At 64.7% G+C, this 18,041-nt stretch carries 16 protein-coding genes; 4 read left to right on the forward strand and 12 right to left on the reverse strand.

The window, feature by feature from the left end; all coding sequences use genetic code 11:
* Nucleotides 1-356: 356 nt before the first annotated feature.
* Complete coding sequence (locus E2I15_RS29135) at nt 357-2,300, reverse strand: sigma-54-dependent Fis family transcriptional regulator (RefSeq protein WP_137478493.1); 1,944 nt, start codon at nt 2,298-2,300, stop codon at nt 357-359.
* Nucleotides 2,301-2,583: 283 nt separating this feature from the next.
* On the opposite strand from E2I15_RS29135, the gene E2I15_RS29140 reads away from it, so the two are divergent.
* Nucleotides 2,584-4,392: an NAD(P)/FAD-dependent oxidoreductase gene (locus E2I15_RS29140; protein ID WP_137478492.1), complete on the forward strand. Its 1,809-nt coding sequence runs from the start codon at nt 2,584-2,586 to the stop codon at nt 4,390-4,392.
* A 191-nt stretch (nt 4,393-4,583) separates the two neighbouring features.
* Here E2I15_RS29140 and E2I15_RS29145 read toward each other — a convergent pair whose 3' ends face one another.
* From E2I15_RS29145 to E2I15_RS29165, 5 genes are all read right to left on the reverse strand, one after another.
* Entirely contained in the window at nt 4,584-5,003 is a 420-nt protein-coding gene (locus E2I15_RS29145) for a CBS domain-containing protein (protein WP_026192013.1), read from the reverse strand.
* A 252-nt stretch (nt 5,004-5,255) separates the two neighbouring features.
* Nucleotides 5,256-5,726, reverse strand: coding sequence for an aminoacyl-tRNA deacylase (locus E2I15_RS29150; protein WP_170991477.1), 471 nt, complete (start codon nt 5,724-5,726; stop codon nt 5,256-5,258).
* A 120-nt stretch (nt 5,727-5,846) separates the two neighbouring features.
* The gene (locus tag E2I15_RS29155; protein WP_137478529.1) at nt 5,847-6,659 is read right to left on the reverse strand and encodes a pentapeptide repeat-containing protein; all 813 of its coding nucleotides are present in this window, start codon (nt 6,657-6,659) and stop codon (nt 5,847-5,849) included.
* Between the two features lie 88 nt (nt 6,660-6,747).
* Nucleotides 6,748-8,001 (reverse strand): CaiB/BaiF CoA transferase family protein, encoded by a 1,254-nt coding sequence (locus E2I15_RS29160; RefSeq protein WP_137478491.1) that lies wholly within the window; start codon nt 7,999-8,001, stop codon nt 6,748-6,750.
* Nucleotides 7,988-8,689 (reverse strand): haloacid dehalogenase type II, encoded by a 702-nt coding sequence (locus tag E2I15_RS29165; protein WP_137478490.1) that lies wholly within the window; start codon nt 8,687-8,689, stop codon nt 7,988-7,990. The genes E2I15_RS29160 and E2I15_RS29165 overlap by 14 nt, the downstream gene beginning before the upstream one ends.
* 95 nt (nt 8,690-8,784) lie before the next feature.
* Here E2I15_RS29165 and E2I15_RS29170 point away from each other — a divergent pair, with 95 nt between their 5' ends.
* Nucleotides 8,785-9,687, forward strand: a complete 903-nt coding sequence (locus E2I15_RS29170) for a LysR family transcriptional regulator (protein WP_137478489.1) — start codon at nt 8,785-8,787, stop codon at nt 9,685-9,687.
* Here the strand turns inward: E2I15_RS29170 and E2I15_RS29175 are convergent.
* Nucleotides 9,684-11,093 (reverse strand): MFS transporter, encoded by a 1,410-nt coding sequence (locus E2I15_RS29175; protein ID WP_137478488.1) that lies wholly within the window; start codon nt 11,091-11,093, stop codon nt 9,684-9,686. The genes E2I15_RS29170 and E2I15_RS29175 overlap by 4 nt on opposite strands.
* A gap of 298 nt (nt 11,094-11,391) precedes the next feature.
* On the opposite strand from E2I15_RS29175, the gene E2I15_RS29180 reads away from it, so the two are divergent.
* Complete coding sequence (locus E2I15_RS29180; RefSeq protein ID WP_137478487.1) at nt 11,392-12,543, forward strand: YXWGXW repeat-containing protein; 1,152 nt, start codon at nt 11,392-11,394, stop codon at nt 12,541-12,543.
* 111 nt (nt 12,544-12,654) lie between these two features.
* Here the strand turns inward: E2I15_RS29180 and E2I15_RS29185 are convergent, their stop codons facing one another.
* The 4 genes from E2I15_RS29185 to bioB form a co-directional block, all read right to left on the reverse strand.
* Entirely contained in the window at nt 12,655-13,917 is a 1,263-nt protein-coding gene (locus E2I15_RS29185) for an adenosylmethionine--8-amino-7-oxononanoate transaminase (protein WP_137478486.1), read from the reverse strand.
* Nucleotides 13,914-14,546, reverse strand: a complete 633-nt coding sequence (gene bioD / locus E2I15_RS29190; RefSeq protein WP_137478485.1) for a dethiobiotin synthase — start codon at nt 14,544-14,546, stop codon at nt 13,914-13,916. The genes E2I15_RS29185 and bioD overlap by 4 nt, the downstream gene beginning before the upstream one ends.
* Nucleotides 14,543-15,697: an 8-amino-7-oxononanoate synthase gene (locus E2I15_RS29195; RefSeq protein ID WP_137478484.1), complete on the reverse strand. Its 1,155-nt coding sequence runs from the start codon at nt 15,695-15,697 to the stop codon at nt 14,543-14,545. Before E2I15_RS29195 ends, bioD begins: the two co-directional genes overlap by 4 nt.
* Nucleotides 15,698-15,762: 65 nt before the next feature.
* A complete protein-coding gene (gene bioB / locus E2I15_RS29200) occupies nt 15,763-16,758 on the reverse strand; it encodes a biotin synthase BioB (RefSeq protein ID WP_137478483.1) in 996 nt (331 codons plus the stop codon).
* A 124-nt stretch (nt 16,759-16,882) separates the two neighbouring features.
* On the opposite strand from bioB, the gene E2I15_RS29205 reads away from it, so the two are divergent.
* Nucleotides 16,883-17,521 carry a GntR family transcriptional regulator gene (locus tag E2I15_RS29205; protein ID WP_137478482.1) on the forward strand — a complete coding sequence of 213 codons (639 nt, stop codon included), beginning with the start codon at nt 16,883-16,885 and terminating at the stop codon, nt 17,519-17,521.
* Between the two features lies 1 nt (nt 17,522).
* Here the strand turns inward: E2I15_RS29205 and greA are convergent, their stop codons facing one another.
* A complete protein-coding gene (gene greA / locus E2I15_RS29210; RefSeq protein ID WP_137478481.1) occupies nt 17,523-18,005 on the reverse strand; it encodes a transcription elongation factor GreA in 483 nt (160 codons plus the stop codon).
* Between the last annotated feature and the right edge of the window lie 36 nt (nt 18,006-18,041).

Here is an 18,041-nt window from a genome sequence, read left to right on the forward strand (position 1 = left end):
CAGCCGCGACCATCCGCTTGATTCTGGAGTGCATCTCTTCGTGCGTCGCGATCGAATGCTACGCGAAATCCTAGCTTCGACGGCTGCCGACGACAATACTACGATCCCGCAGCGAAGGGGGGCGCACGCTGTCGTGAGACGTGCCGAATTTCGCTTGCGACAGCGGCTGGGCCGAAGCCGGCGGCGACGGCGGTCGAACGCCTGGGGCAGGAAAAATCACATGCAATTTCAATTATGTACGGGTTCGTGGTTCTGTTCTGAATGGCGCGCCATTTTTCCACCGTTCGTCCGGCCACCGTTCGGCAGCGATGTCGTATCTGACCAGGGCGGTCAGCGACGGCGGGCGGCGACTGAGCTCAGGTCAGGTCTTTCGGCATCGTGATGCCGAAGCGGAGAATCTGGCGGTGGATGGTCGAGCGATCGACGCCGCGTTCGCGCGCCACCCGCGAGACGTTCCAGCGATTATTGCGCAACGCCGTCAGTAGCGCATCGGCTTGCCGCGAGGTCGCCGCTCCGCCTGCTACCGGCTTTCCGGAGATATCCTCACGCAAAGGCCGAGCGATCCGGTCCGGCAGATCGGCAAGATCGATCGTGCCGTCATTCGACAGCGCGCAGCCATGATCGAGCGCGTTGATCAGTTCGCGGATGTTGCCAGGCCATTGGTACTTGAGCAACGCGCTGCGCGCGCTTGCCGTCAGCGCATAGTTGGCCTTGTGCTCCGTCGAAAGCCGATGCAGGGATTGATCGATCAGCCACTCGATATCGGTGCGCTGACGCAGCGGAGGCAGCGCGAGCACCGCGCCGTTGAGGCGGAAATAGAGATCCTCGCGGAACTGCCCCGCCCTGACCAGCGCGACGAGGTCGCGATGGGTGGCAGCGATGACGCGGACATTGAGGGGGACCGGCCGGGTGCGGCCGACCGGCGTCACCTCGCGCTCGGCGAGCACGCGCAACAGTCGCGTCTGCGACGAGATCGGCATGTCGCCGATCTCGTCAAGGAACAGGGTGCCGCCGTCGGCCTCGAGCACGAGACCCTTCTTGCCCTTGGCCGCCGCACCGGTGAAGGCGCCCGCCTCGTGGCCAAACAGCTCACTCTCGATCAGGCTTTCCGGCAGCGCGGCACAATTGACCGCGACGAAAGGTCTGCCCGCCCGCGCGCTGACCGAATGCAGCGCCTTCGTCAGGTGCTCCTTGCCGGTGCCGGTTTCGCCGGTGATCAGCAGGCCCATCTGGGTATTGATGAGCTTGGCGGCGCGCGTCACCACGTGATGCATGGCGGGATCGCCGCGGAACAGGTTGCGCAGCGGCGCCGGAAGCGCCGACTCGCTGCGGGAGGAGGCCGGCGCCGCCAGCTTGTTCGGGGGCGGCAGGGTCTGCGCGAACAGCGTCGCGCCGCTGTTGGCAAGCCGCAGCGTGCGCTGACCGGTGGGGCGCGAATGGGCGAAGCGCGGCAGATCGTCGACGGAGCATTCGAAGATGTCGGACACGCCGAAGCCATCGGCCCGCAGGCGAAGGTCCGGACGCTTGGCCAGTTCGCGGGCGAGCAGCTGCCTTGCGCGATTGTTGAAGCCGATGATGCGGCCGCCGCTATCGACGGCCATCACATAATCCGGATCGACATCGGCGAATTCCGCGGAGCCGGACAGCTTGATGATCCATTCCTGGCGGAAACGGTTCAGCAGGTTCGCATTCTCGATCTTGTGAGCGAACGACTTGACCAGTTGCAGCGCCAGGAACTGGCTGGCTTTCGGTTCCGGCGAGCGCAGCGCGGAGATATCCAAGACCGCAGCGAGCTTGCCGCTGGGGTCGAAGACCGGCGCTGCCGTGCAGGTCAGCGGAATATGGGTGGCGTCGAAATGGTCGGATTGATGCACCGTCAGGGCTTCTTCGGTCGCGATGCAGGTGCCGACGGCGCAAGTGCCGGCATGCGGCTCGTTCCAGTCGGCGCCGAGATAGAGGCCGGCCTTGCGAAGCGTGTTGTTGAACGTCGGATCGCCGATGAAATCCACCGTGATGCCCCTGGCATCGGTGAGCAGCAGCACATAGCCGAGCCCGGCGATCTGACGATACAGCATCTCGACGCCGAAGCGCGCCGTGTGGAGGAATTCGTCCATGGCGTCGCGGTGCTCGCGCAGCCGCCCGGACGTCACGATATGAGCGTCGCGCAGCACCAACGGATCGAGCTTGTGTTCGGAGACGCATCGTACCCACGACTGATGGATGATTGCATCACGCGCGCTGGTCTGGCCGACCGCAACGCGAACCAGCTCGTCGATGTGCGCAGCCCGCTCCGTCGTCACGGCTGATGCTCCTGGATGTTTCCTCGCACGCTGTTGCTTCGAGTGTCACTCGGATTGTGCCGCCGATCAAGTTTGTTGCGTGCAACACCTGTTGCATGGCGCAACAAGTGAGGCGGCCTGGCGCCGGCAGTTAACGCGAGGAAATGCCGAGCGTTTTTCGAGATGCGCCGCGGTGGCACGAGGCTTGCTAACATGGTTATCGAGGCAAGATTCGACCTCGCTAACGAACGCGCCGGACCCACGACGCAAAGGCGATCGACGCCGGCATATGGGAGAATGAAGCATGCTCACGAAGGCCCCGGACGGAAAGATCACCGCGCTGCTCGACGAGTTCAACGCCGCGTTGTCGTCGGGTGACATCGAACGCGCGATCGCGCTGTTCCAGACCGATTGCTACTGGCGCGATCTGGTCACCTTCACCTGGAACATCAAAACCATGGAAGGCAAGGATCAGATCCGCGACATGCTGAAGGCGCGGCTTGCGGACAGCAAGCCGTCGGGATGGCGCATTGCCGATGGCGAAGCTGCGAGCGAGGCCGGCGGCATCATCGAGAGCTGGATCGAGTTCGAGACCGATGTCGCGCGCGGCTATGGTCACCTGCGCATGAAGGATGGACGCATCTGGACCTTGCTCACCACCATGGCCGAGCTCAAGGGACATGAGGAGAAATCCGGCTTCACCCGTCCGCTCGGCGCCAAGCACGGCCATCGCAAGGACCGCAAGAGCTGGCGCGAGGAACGTGACCAGGAAATCACCGAACTGGGTCATGCAAAACAACCCTATGCGCTGATCATCGGCGGTGGCCAGGGCGGCATCGCGCTTGGCGCGCGGCTGCGGCAACTGAATGTACCGACCATCATCATCGAGAAGAACGAACGCGCCGGCGATTCCTGGCGCAAGCGATACAAGTCGCTCTGCCTGCACGATCCGGTCTGGTACGACCATCTGCCCTATATCGACTTCCCGAAGAACTGGCCGGTGTTCGCGCCGAAGGACAAGATCGGCGACTGGCTGGAGATGTACACGAAAGTGATGGAGCTCAACTACTGGAGCTCGACCACGGCGAAGTCGGCCAGGTATGACGAGAAGGCCGGGGAATGGACTGTCGTGGTCGAGCGCGACGGCAAGGAGATCACGCTGAAGCCGAAGCAGCTCGTGCTGGCGACCGGCATGTCGGGCAAGGCGAACTGGCCCACCTACAAGGGGCAGGACATCTTCAAGGGTGAGCAGCAGCATTCCTCGACCCACCCGGGGCCGGAGAAATATCGCGGCAAGAAGGTGGTGGTGATCGGCTCCAACAACTCCGCCCACGACATTTGCGCTGCGCTGTGGGAAGGCGGTGCCGACGTCACCATGGTGCAGCGCTCATCCACGCATATCGTGAAGTCCGACACGCTGATGGATATCGGGCTCGGCGCGCTTTATTCGGAGCAGGCGGTCGCGAGCGGGATGACCACGCGCAAGGCCGACCTGATCTTCGCGTCGCTGCCCTACAAGATCATGCATGAATTCCAGATCCCGCTCTATGAACAGATGCGCGAGCGCGATAAGGATTTCTACGCCGCGCTGGAGAAAGTCGGCTTCATGCATGACTGGGGCGACGACGGCTCCGGCCTGTTCATGAAGTACCTGCGTCGCGGCTCGGGCTACTACATCGACGTCGGCGCCTGCGATCTCGTGATCGACGGTTCGATCAAGCTCAAGAGCGGCAGGGGCGCGGCGGTGCAGGAGCTGACCGAAACCGGCGTCAGGTTCGTGGACGGCACCGAACTCCCCGCAGATCTCGTCGTCTATGCCACCGGCTATGGCTCGATGAACGGCTGGGCCGCCGACCTGATCTCGAGGGACGTCGCCGACAAGGTCGGCAAGGTCTGGGGCCTCGGATCCGAGACCACCAAGGATCCTGGCCCGTGGGAGGGCGAGCAGCGCAACATGTGGAAGCCGACCCAGCAGCCAGCGCTTTGGTTCCACGGCGGCAACCTGCACCAGTCGCGGCATTACTCCCAATATCTCGCGCTGCAACTAAAGGCGCGGATGGAGGGCATCCCGACCCCGGTCTACGGCTTGCAGAAGGTTCATCACCTGGGTTGATTGCCCGGGCGATATCGCGACGTCGGGCGGATCGTCGCGCGATCCGCCGCTCGACAGATCGGATGGAGAGCGAACTGCGTCGATCGCCGTCCAGCTTCGGGCCGGTGCCTGTGAGACAGCCGGCGCCGGTTGCCTTCCCGGTTGATCATGAGACTGGCCGGTCTGCCGGATTCCCGCAGACCGGCCTCGCTTCAATGATGAGCAGACACGCTCTTCATGCATTGGGACACGAGATCGGCACCGGCAAAGTGGCCTATATCCCCCAGGCTGACCATGCCGACCATCCGTTTGCTCTTGTTGATGACAGGCAGCCTGCGGACCTTCAGCGTTTCCATGTGGTGCACCGCTTTCGTCAGATCGTCGTCTTCCCGGCAGCAGTGGATGCCTTCGGTCATCACATCCCGCGCCGTGGTACGCGCAGAGTTGAAGTCCTTGCTCGCGAGACCTTTGCAGACGAGGTCGCGATCCGTCACCATCCCGATCAGACGATCGTCTTGCCCGATCGGAATGCAGCCGATGTCGTGGCCTTGCATCAATTTCGCGATTTCGGTGATTGGAGTGTCGGGGCTTACCCAATCGACGCCCTTGTGCATTACGTCCTTGACTTTCATGGAGGACCTCCCGTCCAAGGCAGCAGCCCCCTCGCTCGCAACTATACAACAGAGCTGGCGCGACTGCATGCGTGCTGCGCCTTAGGGCGCGATGAAACCGGGTCGAACCGTCATCGCGCATCAGCCCCTTGCTTGAGCATGATCTCCGCGCAAACGCATGCCGCCTTTGCCGCGCGAGAGAGCCGCTTCGCACCCATCCGGATCATGCTCTGCTCGGGACGCACCGACAGATGGTCCCGCTGTCACGCCGCCTCAGTCGTGCACACTGAAGCAGCCGTGCAGAGAACCGGCGGTCAGGCGAGCGAATTGCGCACGACCGAGATGAAGCAACGTCTCATGATCGCCAGCTTCGATATAAATCTCGGGCTGCATCCGGATGCTGTCATCAACGATGACGTCGAGCCCGTAGCAGCTGCCGGCGGCGGGAACCGCCCCATGCGCACAGTCCGTGAACAGCCGATCGATCTCGCTTTCAGCCGCCATAGCGATATCGTCACCGAATCTCGCCCTGAGATCCGCCAGCCTGAGGTGATGCGATGCCGGCAGCACGGCGAGCAGGTACCCGTCGTTGCGGCGCAACACAATGGCCTTGGCCAAACGATCGCCCGAGACGTGACAAGCCTGGGCGGTAAGGGCGGACGACATCGTCAGGACGTGCGGGATTTCGTCGTACTCGATGTTTTCTGCAGCGAGATAGTTGTGCAGTTTGGGAGAAATGGTCATGACGTCACCTCCGGTACGACATGCAACCATCCACCGTGGTCCTGCCCGCCGCACGATGAGCGGCTGCATGGTTCTCACGACAGAACATAGGTCTTGTCGCAAGACACTGCAATTCGATCCCTAATGGGGACGCCGCGCCAGGTTCAAGTTCCGGGCCTTGTCCAGATTGCGGGCCTCGGCCAGCGCGGCCGCGCCCGGCAAGAGGGCCGACGCAAGGTCCGCCTCGGTGAAATCTGCGCCGGCGACATTGGCGTCGGACAGGTCGGCTCCCGCGAGGTCAGCTCTGTAGAGGCTGCAGTTCGCCAGATTGGCGCTCTGCAGTTGCGCGAATTCGAGATCGGCGCGCGAGAGATTGGCGCCGCTGAGATCCGCATTCCGCAGATCGGCGGATTTGAGCACGCCACGCATCAGGCCCATCGATTGGTTGCGCATATCGGCGCTCAGATCGGCGCCCGCAAGCCTGGCCCCGGTCAGGCTGGCACCGGAAAGATCGGCGGTTATCCGGGCGCCGCTCAAATCGGCGCCGCCAAGCTTGGCGCGTTGCATCTGCGTGCCGAGCAGCGATGCCTTGACGAGGGACGCCCCCGTCAAGTCCGCGTCGATCAGCCAGGCCTGGTTCAAGATGGCCCGATCGAACCGGGCGCCTTTCAGATTGGTCCGGTTGAGCTTTACGAGATGGAGGTTGCCGCCGGAGAAGTCGAGGCCCGAGAGATCGAGCTGCGACAGTCGCTTTCCATCCAAATCTGCAGCGCGTCCGTCCCCTTGAGCGACCGACTTGAGAAGCGCGTCGAGCTCGGCGCGCGTCATCTCCGACGTCGTCATTTCCGGACTGTTGAGGTCGACACTCCGCAGCATGTCCTGCGACACGGCGTCAGTCGGATCAACCAGCAGCGCCGCTATCGACACAAAGGCAAATGCGAGACGAAACGACATCGCCGTCTCTCCGCCGCTCAGTAACCCGGTATCGACTCTTGCATTCTCCGGGCTGGCCGCGCCGTCAGGTGAGCTGGCCGGCTCCGGCCTATGCCAGAGTATGAAACCGGATATCGATCCTGGCAATCCTAGTACCCCGTCCGAACGCGCCCTCGTCGGCAAATCTCCCGAGCTGATCGTCGCTCCAGCCGAGCCATTCCGCAAACACTTCGCTCGTGTGTTCGCCGAGCATCGGCGGCGGCGTCGAAGGTGCCGGCGGTTCGTCGCCGAACCGCGTCGGCCTCGCGATGAACTTCACATCTCCCGCGGCCGGATGGCTGATGGTCTGGACCATTCCCCGCTGCGTGAGCTGCGGCGTTTCGCAGACCTCGCCGACCGACTTGATCGCGCCGCACGGAATGCCCGCCGCGCCGAGCGCCTGCAGCCAGTCGGCGCGACTTCGCCGGGCGAAGATCGGCGAAAGGATCGCGACGAGCTCGTTGCGGCTCGCCGCGCGCTTCGGAGCGGTTGCGAAGCGGACGTCCTCGCGCAGCTCCGGGCGGCCGACGACGCCGCAAAACGCCGCCCAGAACTTGTCGTTCGCGACCCCGACATTGATCCAGCCATCGCTGGTTTCGAACGGTTCATACGGGCTGATGGTCGGATGGACATTGCCGCGGCGCTTCGGGCTTTGTCCCGAGGCGAAGTACATGCCGGCGTTGAATGTCAGCAGCGATGCCATGGCGTCGAGCATGGAGACGTCGACCCGGCCGCCCTCGCCGGTGCGGCTCTTCCGCATCAGGGCAGCCAGCACCGAATGCGACGCATAGAGGCCCGTGACGAGGTCGGCGATCGACGTGCCGACCTTGGTCGGCGGTCCGTCCGGATCGCCGGTAATGTCCATCACGCCGGATTCGCCCTGCAGGATCAGATCGTAGCCGGGCCGCGCCGCGTCGGCGCCGGTGCGGCCGAACCCCGAGATGCTGCACAGGATGATGTCGCCCTTGCGGGCCCTCAGCGCGTCGAATCCGAGCCCCCATTTGTCCAGGGTACCGGGACGGAAGTTCTCGATGACGACATCGGCGACGGATGCAAGATCGAGCACCGCGTCGCGCCCCGCTGGCGACTTCAGATCGATGGCGCAACTTCGCTTGTTGCGGTTCACCGACAGGAAATACGCACTCTCGCCGCCGATGAAGGGCGGGCCGTAGCGGCGGCTTTCATCGCCTTGCCCGGGATCCTCGATCTTGACGATGTCGGCGCCGAGATCGCCGAGCTGCATCGTGGCAAACGGGCCGGAGACCACCCGGCAGAGATCGAGAACCCTGATGCCCGACAGCGGCTCGCGATCAGACGATCGCATCGGCGAGGTCCTTCATCGACGGCACCAGGATGTCGGGCTGGTGCGGCGTGATCCCGAACGGGCGGCTGCGCCGGTCGATGAAGGCCGTCCGCATGCCGGCGGACTTGGCGCCGATGCAATCGAAGGCATGATTGGCCACGAACAGCACCTGCGCGGGCTTCACGCCCATGATCTCGGCCGCTTTCGTATAGGTCGCGACATGCGGCTTGAACGAATTGGCTTCGGCCACCGAGATCACGCGATCGAACGGGACCTTGTGGTACTGCTTCGCGGTCTCGAGCATGTCCGGATCGCCGTTCGAGAGCACGACGAGCTTGTACTTGCGTTGCAGCCGCACCAGCGCGTCCGGCACCTCCGGAAACGGCACCAGCTTCTCGATCTCGCCCACGAGGGTGCGCACATCGTCCATCGTGTAGTCGATCTTCGCGCGGTCCATGACGTGGGCAACCGCGCGGTGCCCAATCTCGCGATAGGGCGTGTGCTCGCGATGCAGCAACGCATCGATCATCGAATTCTCGAAATGCGTGCGACGCCACCACGTGACGAAGGAATTCGGATTGCCCTTCCAGCCCTTCTTCTCGAGGAACGGCGCCGCGATCCTGGTCAGGCCCCCCTGCATGTCGACGACCGTGCCGTACTGGTCGAACATGCAGATCTTCACGTCGCGCTTGATCGTCTCGAAGCTCATTGATGCCTCCTTGGTTCTGATCGATTGATACGCCCTGCACCATCATGGATGAAATGGATTTGTGATCTCCCGTCATTCACGATATGAATGATCGCATGAACCTTCGGTCCATCGACCTCAACCTGCTCGTCGCGCTGGACGCACTGCTGACCGAGCGTCACGTCACCAAAGCGGCGGATCGCGTCGGCCTCAGTCAGCCGGCGATGAGCAATGCGCTCAACCGGCTGCGCGCGATGTTCAAGGACGAACTCCTGGTGCGGACCACGACCGGGATGAAGCCGACGCCCCGCGCCACCGAACTGGCGGAGCCGCTGCGCCAGGTCCTGCGCCAGGTCGAGCGCGTGATGGCGAGCGACGCCGGCTTCGATCCAGGCCGGACGGAACGCACCTTCACGATCAGGATGTCGGACATTCTCGCCTGCCTGCTGCTGCCGCGACTCGCCGCAGCGCGGCCGCCGGAGGGGCGGATCTCCTACAACACGATCCATCTGCCGCCCGCCCTGACGATCGATGCGCTGGAGCGGGACGAGATCGACGTCGCGGTGAGCATGGGGCTCGAACATTCCGCATCGATCCGTTCCGAGACGCTGCTGCGCGACCGCATGGTCTGCCTGATGCGACGCGGGCACCAGATCAAGCGCGCCCGGCTGACCTTCGAGCGCTTCATCGCGCAGGAGCACATGAAGGTCTCGATGAGCCCGACCGATCTTCGCTTCGTCGACGACGTGCTCGCCGAACGCGGCCATCGACGACGCATTGCCCTGAACGTGCCGCATTGGCTGGTCGTGCCCCACGTCTTGAAGAAGACCGATCTGCTCGCGGTGATGCCGAGGCACCTCGCGACCGTGCTGATGGACGATGATCTGAGGATGGAAGAACTGCCCTTCGAGTCCGCGCCGTTCGACTGGATGTTGTACTGGCACCGCAGATACGATCAGAGCAATGCCAATGGCTGGCTCCGCGACCGGATCAGGACGGCCTGCTCCGACCTGAACTAGGCGCCGAGGTCCGCCGGCCTCCGCGCCATCGACGACCGCCCTCCCGCCTCGAGGTCCGTAACCGCCGACGCGTCCTCCAGCGATCGTCCCTTGGTTTCGAAACCGAACACGAGGAAGACCACGGCCTGGAAGATGAGGATGCCGGCCAGGGTCGTCAGCACGCCGGTCGGTCCTTGCCAGGCGAAGATTGCAACCACGACGTATTGAACCAGCGCGGTCGCGATGCGTCCGGACGTGGCGCAGATCGCCGTGCCGCGAAGCCGATACCGCGTCGGGAACAGTTCGGGGACGTGCATCGCGAACCCGGTCGCCAGCATCACGTAGATCGCGGTGATGAGCAGGAAGCCCACGGCCGCGAGCGCAACGCCATCCGGCATATAGGGATAGGCGATCCCGAGCACGGCTGCCGCAATCGACGAGCAGACGATCGAGAGCCTGCGTCCCAGCCGGTCGGCCAGCACGAGCCCGATCAGCGATCCGACCGGGCCGCCCAGCGCCATCACCGTGGTATAGCCGAGCGAGGAAACCACGCTATGGCCGCCCTTGACCATGAAGGTCGGCAGCCAGCCGATGAACCCGTACAGGCTGAAGCCGACGACGATGTGCAACAAGCTGCCGAGCAGCGTGCGCGCGAGATAGGGCGGCTGGAACAGACGCCAGACCGCGCCGGGAGACTCCTGCGCCGGCGCGCGGGCAGCAACTGCAGGCAGTACCGCCTTGCGCGCGGCCTCCGCTTCGATCGCCGACAGGATCTTCTCGGCTGCATCGGCACGTCCGTTGGCGGCGAGCCAGCGCGGCGATTCCGGCATCGACTTGCGCAGAAACCAGACGATCATCGCGAGGCAACCGACAAGGCCGAACATGTAGCGCCATCCAAACGTCGGGATCACCCACAGGCCGACCATGGAGGATACGAATAGCGAGAAATTGGTGATCACTGCGAGCAGCCCGATCCAGCGCCCACGCGAGGAAGCCGGCACGAATTCCGTCAAGGTCGCATAGCCGACCACGATCTCCGCACCGAGGCCAATGCCGATGATGAAACGCAGGCCGATCAGGACGATCATGTTCGGCGCAAAGGCCGCGGCAATCGAGGCGAGGCCAAAGATCGCGAGGTTCATCTGGTAGGAGAAGCGGCGACCGAAGCGGTCGCCAAGGATGCCGGAACACCACGCGCCGATCGTCATCCCGACGAAAGTCGCGGAGACGAATGCGGCGTTGAGCTCGAGCGTCGACCAGCCTTCCTTGAGCACGGCGCCCAGCACGCCGCCGGCCAGATAGATATCGAACGCGTCGAGGAACATGCCGGCCCCGATCAGGGCCAGGATGCGCCAGTGGAATCCGCAGATCGGCAACCTGTCGAGGCGCGCGCCCGCGTTGATGTCGATGTCGGCGGATCGCGCCATGCCAAACCTCCCTGCCCGGCCTTTGGCAGCCGGATGCTCCGGGCACCGATTGATGACGCGCAGGGGGTCGTCGTCCAATTCAAATCGAAAATTCGACTATTTGGCGCAGTGATGAAGCTGACGCGACCGCACGATCACGTTCCATCCTGACACCGAGCTGACTTGCATTCGCCGTCGTTAACGATCCCGCCGTCGCGCGATCTCGAAATCACGGTGTCAGCACAAACATTCACAACGGGTTCATGTCGCCGCCACTATTCGACTCCAACGCTGGGGGAAGAAGATTGGAGTATGTGCCATGCGCCGCATCGCCGGACTGCCTTTCGCCTTGGCTCTCAGCCTCTGCTGTCTCTCACCGCCCGCGCCAGCGCGCGCGCAGCTTGCCATCGGCATCACCGTCAGTGCGGCGCCGCCGCCATTGCCGGTCTATGTCCAGCCGCCGATCCCCGCGCCCGGCTACATCTGGACGCCGGGCTATTGGGCATGGAGCGACGACACCGGTTACTACTGGGTGCCCGGCACATGGGTGCTTCCGCCGGCGCCTGAATTGCTGTGGACGCCCGGCTATTGGGGCTGGAGCGATGGCGCCTACGCCTTCCACGCCGGATATTGGGGCGCGACGGTCGGCTTCTACGGCGGCATCTCGTATGGCTTCGGCTACACCGGCGTCGGCTATGAGGGCGGCTACTGGCGCGGCGGCAGCTTCTTCTACAACAGCTCCGTCAACAACATCTCGAACGTCTCGGTCACCAACGTCTACAACAAGACCGTCGTCAACAACACGACCAACGTCAGCTACAACGGCGGCACCGGCGGCACCACGGTGAGGCCGACGCCGCAGCAGCTTGCCGCCCAGGGCGAGCACCACGTGGCTGCGACCGGCGAACAGACGCGACACGCGGAAGCGGCGATGAAGAATCCGGCGCTGACGCTCGCCAACAACCACGGTCATCCTGCCGTCGCCGCGACCGCGCACGCAGCACGGTTCAGCGGTGCCGGCGTGGTGGCCGCGCGCCCGGGCAAGCCGATCGCGGCCCCGCCGCCCCGACATGCGCAACCCACGGCCGAGCACGCCTTGCCAACGGGACATGCTCTCCCGACGGGGAATGCTCCGCCGCCAGGACACGCTCTGCCGACAGCAAATGCTTCGCCGGCCGGACACGCTCTACCGACGGGGAACACTTTGCCGCCGGGACACGCCCTGCCGACTGCGCACGCTCTCCCCGGCGCTGGCACACATCCCGCACCGGCGCCGCACGTGGCTCCGCCAGCGTCAAGACCGCAACTCGTGCAGCATGCCCCGCCGCAGACACGCGCGGTCGAACATCCGCCGGCACCGCGCGTCGCGCAAGCGGTTGTGCATCGGCCCGCGCCACCGCAGGTGTCACGGCCGGCGCCGCGGCCTCATCCTGCTGCGAGGCCGCGGCCGGCGCCGCACCAACACTCATGATCGAGTTCATCGGCGTGCCTGCAAGGGCACGCCGATTTCGTATGAGACCCCGTCGCGGGCACAACAGCACGCGGCTCATTAATCCTGGACTTTCGGGCACGAAGCGCGTCGTCAAGCCAGTTCGTCAGCCGCACACCTGATCCCGTCGTAGATCTCCGCGAGGTCCGCCTCCGTGACGCAGTAGGGCGGCATGACGTAGATTGTGTTGCCGAGCGGCCGCAGCAGCAGATTGCGGCGTTGGAAGAAGGCCTGAAGCTTTGGGCCGATGCCCGCGAGATAGCCTGCATCGCTTGCCTTCAGATCAAGTGCGGTGATGGTCCCGGTGCGACGGACGTTCTGGAAACGCGCATTGGCGCGGAACGGTGCGATCAGGCGCTCCTGCATCGCAGCCACCGCGGCGACGCGCACGCCCGTGCCGTGTTGCCAGAGCTCGAGGTTTGCCTTTGCGGCGGCGCAGGCGATCGGATTCGCCGTGTAGGAACTGGAATGGAAGAAGGTGCGCGAGCGATCGCTGGAATAATGCGCGTCGTAGATCTCGGCCCGGCAGAGCGTCACCGCGAGCGGCAGCGAACCGCCGGTGAGGCCCTTCGAATAGCAGGCGATATCCGGCGCGATGTCGGCCTGCTCGCACGCGAACAATGTGCCGGTGCGGCCCCAGCCGGTCATGACCTCGTCGGCGATGAAGAGCACGTTTGAGGCTGCGCAGACGCGTTTCATTTCCTTCAGCACCCAGGGCGGATACATCAGCATCCCGCCCGCGCCCAGGATCAGCGGTTCGACAATGAACGCTGCCGCGGTTTCCGTCCGGCACGCGGCTTCGAGCGCGTCGAGCGTCTCCTGTTCGTGGCCTGGCGCCGGAAACGGGATCGACACGACGTCGAACAACAGCGGCTCGTAGGCCTTGTTGAAGACGCCGCGCGCGCCGACCGACATCGTCCCGATCGTGTCGCCATGGTAGGAATGCTCCATCACGATGATCTGCGTGCGCGGCGCGCCGATATTGTGCCAGTAGCCAAGCGCCATCTTCAGCGCCACCTCCACGCTGGTCGACCCAGAGTCGGAGAAGAACACGTAATCGAGCCCGTCGGGCGCAAGCTTCAGGAGCTGCGCGGCAACCTGTTCGGCCGGATCGTGGGTATGGCCCGCGAAGATGATCTGGTTGAGCTGCTCCGCCTGGTCCTGGATCGCGCGCACGATGTGCGGATGGCAATGACCGTGGGTCACGACCCACCAGGATGCGATCGCATCGATGATACGGCGATCATCCGCGGTGTAGAGATAGGCGCCCTCCCCCCGCACGATCCTCGTCATCTCGCCGTGCAGCGCATGCTGGGTGAACGGATGCCAGATCGGCGACTTCCGAGCGGATGTCATGGATTGAAATCTTCCCGCCGGAACGACGCCTTGAACGCTGCCTGCAGCGTGTCTGCCGCAAGCAGAGCAAGCCAGGGCAGCCGGCCCAGCCAGCGCACCTGCCCGATCTCGCAAATCGTGCGCTCGCTTTCGGGATTGCTGTCGCCGATGAATGCGATCCCGAGAATGTCGATCCCGCGCTTGCGCAAAGCCTCGACCGACAACAGCGAGTGATTGATGGTGCCCAGCGCGGTGCGGGCGCAGAGCACGACCGGAAGGTGCCATCGCGCGAAGATGTCGATATAGAGTGTGCTGCCGTCGAGCGGCACCATCAGCCCGCCGGCGCCCTCGATGACCAGCGGCCGGTCCCCGACATCGGGCACGCCGAGCGCGGTCGGATCGATGCGCACGCCGTCGAGTGCGGCGGAGTGATGTGGCGACGCCGGCGTTCGCAGCCGATAACGCTCCGGCACGATGCGATCCGCCGGGAGCCCGCCAAGCCGTGCGACCAGTTGCGCATCGGTTTCCTCCTCGATGCCGGCCTGAACCGGCTTCCAGTAGCGCGCGCCGAGGAAACCGGCGAGGCCGGCGGAGAACACCGTCTTCCCGATCCCGGTATCGGTGCCGGTCACCACGATCCGGCTCGTCATTGCGACCAGCCTTTCGTCTCCTCGACCAGCGCATCAAGCAACGCGCGCACGTCGTTCTCGCCGACATTGAGGGTCAGCGCAATCCGCAACCGCGCGGTGCCCGCCGGCACGGTCGGCGGCCTGATGCCTCTGATATCGAAGCCGCGCGCCTGCAGCACGGATGCCAGCTGCATCGCGCGCGCATTGTCGCCGACGATATAGGGCACGATCTGCGAGCGTGACTGATAGCGCCAACCGCGCAGGTCGAGCTCGCGATGCGTGAACGCGATTAGTTTTGCCAGGCGCTGCTGATGCTCGGGCTCCTGCTGCAGGATCAGCAACGCCTCACGCACGGCAACGGCCACCAGCGGCGACGGCGCGGTGGCGAAGATGAACGGGCGGCAGCGATTGACCATGAAGTCGCGCAGCACCGTCGAGACCGTGACCAGCGCACCGGCGGCGCCCAGCGCCTTGCCGCAGGTGTGAACGATCACGAGGTTCTCGCGCCCCTCATAGCACGCCGTCAGCCCGCGCCCCTGCTCGCCATAGACGCCGGTGCCGTGCGCCTCGTCCACCATCAGGAACGCGTCGTGCCGGTCGGCGATGGCGACGAGGTCGTCGAGCGGCGCGACGTCGCCATCCATGCTGTAGACGCTTTCGACCACGATCCAGACCCGGCCCGCGCCGCCCTCGGCGCGCCAGCCGCGAATGGTGTCTTCGACCGACCCGGGATCATTGTGCGCGCTGATCCGGAATTCGGCCCGGCCGGCCCGCGCGCCTTCATGGATGCTGGCGTGCACGAGAGAATCGAGCACCAGGAGGTCGCCGCGCTGCGGCAGCGTCGTCAGCACGGCGAAATTGGCGACGTAGCCGCCGCCGAAGAACAGCGCTGTCTCGGCTCTGAAGAACGCGGCAGCTTCGGCCTCCAGCCGTTCGTGCTCCTCGCAATTGCCGCGCAACAGCCGCGACCCGCCGGCGCCGATCGGCGTGCCGGCCTCGAGCGCGGCCGAGACCGCCTGCCTGATGCGCGGCGCGCTCGCGAGCGCCAGATAGTCGTTCGAGACGAAATCGATGCCCGCGCGCGGCTTGAGACCGCGCAGCCGATCGTCCTTGCTCAGGGCGTGCAAGGCCGCGGCGTAATCAGCGACCTTGGCCGCATGGATTGCGCTCATGCTTCTCTCTCAGATTTGTCGTTGGTCGCGCGGCGAATCCCGCCGCGCGCGTGCCGGAGGTGCGCTCAGGCGAGGGCGGAGTTGATGCCGAGCCGGTCCAGCAGATCGGCGTCGCGATCGCGCTGCGGGTTCCTGGTGGTCAGCAGCACATCGCCGATGAAGATCGAATTCGCGCCGGCGAGGAAGCACATCGCCTGCAGCTCGTCGGTCATGTATTGCCGTCCGGCCGACAGCCGCACCACGCTCTTGGGCATCATGATCCGCGCGGTGGCGACCAGACGCACCAGCGCGATCGGATCGGGCCGTTCCGCGGTATCGTTGACCGGGACGCCCTTGACCTCGTTCCACAGATTGATCGGCACGCTCTCCGGAGGGCTGGGGAGATTGGCAAGCAGCATCAGCATGCCGAGCCGGTCATCGACCTGTTCACCCATGCCGATAATGCCGCCGCAGCAGACCTTGATGCCGGCGTCGCGCACATGCGCGAGCGTATCGATGCGATCCTGCAGGGTACGGGTGGTGATGATCTTGTCGTAGAACTCGGGCGAAGTGTCGACGTTGTGGTTGTAGAAGTCGAGCCCGGCGTCGGAGAGACGCTCGGCCTGCTTTGGCGTCAGCATGCCGAGCGTGACGCAGGTTTCCATGCCGAGACCCTTCACCGCGCTGACCATGTCGCAGACCTGATCGAGATCGCGGTCCTTCGGGCTGCGCCAGGCCGCGGCCATGCAGAAGCGGGTGGCGCCGGCGTCCTTGGCGCGCTGCGCGACCGCGACCACTTCGTCCCGAGGCATCAGGCGGGTGGCCTTCAGGCCGGTGTCGTAATGCGCGCTTTGCGAGCAGTAGCCGCAGTCTTCCGGGCAGCCGCCGGTCTTGATGCTGAGCAGGCTCGCGGTTTCGACGCGGTTCGGATCGAAGTTGACGCGATGAATGCTTTGCGCCTGAAACATCAGGTCCGCGAACGGCAGCTTATAGAGCGCTTCAGCCTCGGCACGCTCCCAGGTCTTGCGGGGCGCTGCGCTGGTGCGGCTGTCGGTCCGTTCGATCTCCACGACATCAATCATAGGGCTTGCCTTCTCGTTTGCTATGGATCATAGATAATCTGGCATATTATCTATGATCTTTGAGCTTAGAACGATGCTAGCCGAGCCCGAACGAACGCGCACCCATTTTTATGATAGATAATCTATGACGTCCGAAGGTGAGAACACGACCACCGCGGGGCGCATCGCCGAGGCGATCGGCGAGCGCATCATCAGCGGCGAATTGCCGCCGGACGCGCCGCTGCGGCAGGACCATGTCGCGCGTGAATTCCACTCGAGCCACGTGCCGGTGCGCGAGGCCTTCAGGCAATTGGAGGCACAGCACCTCGTCGTTGCGGTGCCCCGTCGCGGGGTGCGGGTCGCGCCGCTCGACACGAGGTCGGTGAAGGAGATCGCCGAGATGCGCGCCGCGCTCGAAGTGGTCGCGTTGCGCAATGCCGCCCCCAGGCTCACATCGGCTCATCTGGCGCGGATCGAACTCGCCATGATCGAAGGCGACAACGCCGAGACGGTGCAGGATTTCGAGATGGCCAATCGCGCCTTTCATCACGCCTTGGTGGCGCCGTGCGCGATGCCGCGACTGCTTGCCAGCCTCGACGGCCTGCAGCTTGCGAATTCGCGGCTGGTGTTCGCGATGGCGCGCAACGCCGGCTGGCGGCCGCGGCCGAGCCAGGATCATCGCGTGATCCTGCAGGCGCTGCGCGCACGCAACATCGAACAGGCCTGCAGCCTGCTGGCGCGGCATATTCAAACCATCGAGCGGCTTGCCCTGCCGGCGGCGTGATCTAAGCGATCGCGACGATTTCCAGCTCCTGATCGCCGGCGCCTGCGACGTCGCCCACGGCCTTGCCCATCAGCGACCTCGCCACCGGCGAGACAAAGGAAGTCGAGCCTGCCTTTGGATCGGCTTCGTCCTCGCCGACAATGCGATAGGTCTGCACCCGCCCATCGGCGCGGCTGAACGTCACCGTGCTGCCGAAGGCAACGGTTTCGGTGGAACCAGGGTCAGGCACGACCTGCGCGGTGCGGAGCCGCTCCGTGAGATAGCGCACGTCGCGCAACGGAACCGCCGACTGCCGCCGCCGTTCGTTGACGTCATCCAGCTGTTGCGCGGCCTCAAAGGCCTCGCGCGCCGCCTGGAACTCATGCTCCAGCGCCTTGCGTCCTGCTTCGGTCACCAGGTTGGGATGCGGCGAAATGGGACGATCCGGCAACAGCGTTTCTGACGCGGTCTCGGCACTTTCTTCCTTGGTGAACGCAACGCTCAATCCAGAACTCCATCGATCAGGCAGGCAGTATAGCCC

The organism is Bradyrhizobium sp. BR2003 (assembly GCF_009720285.1).
Classification (GTDB): domain Bacteria; phylum Pseudomonadota; class Alphaproteobacteria; order Rhizobiales; family Xanthobacteraceae; genus Bradyrhizobium; species Bradyrhizobium elkanii.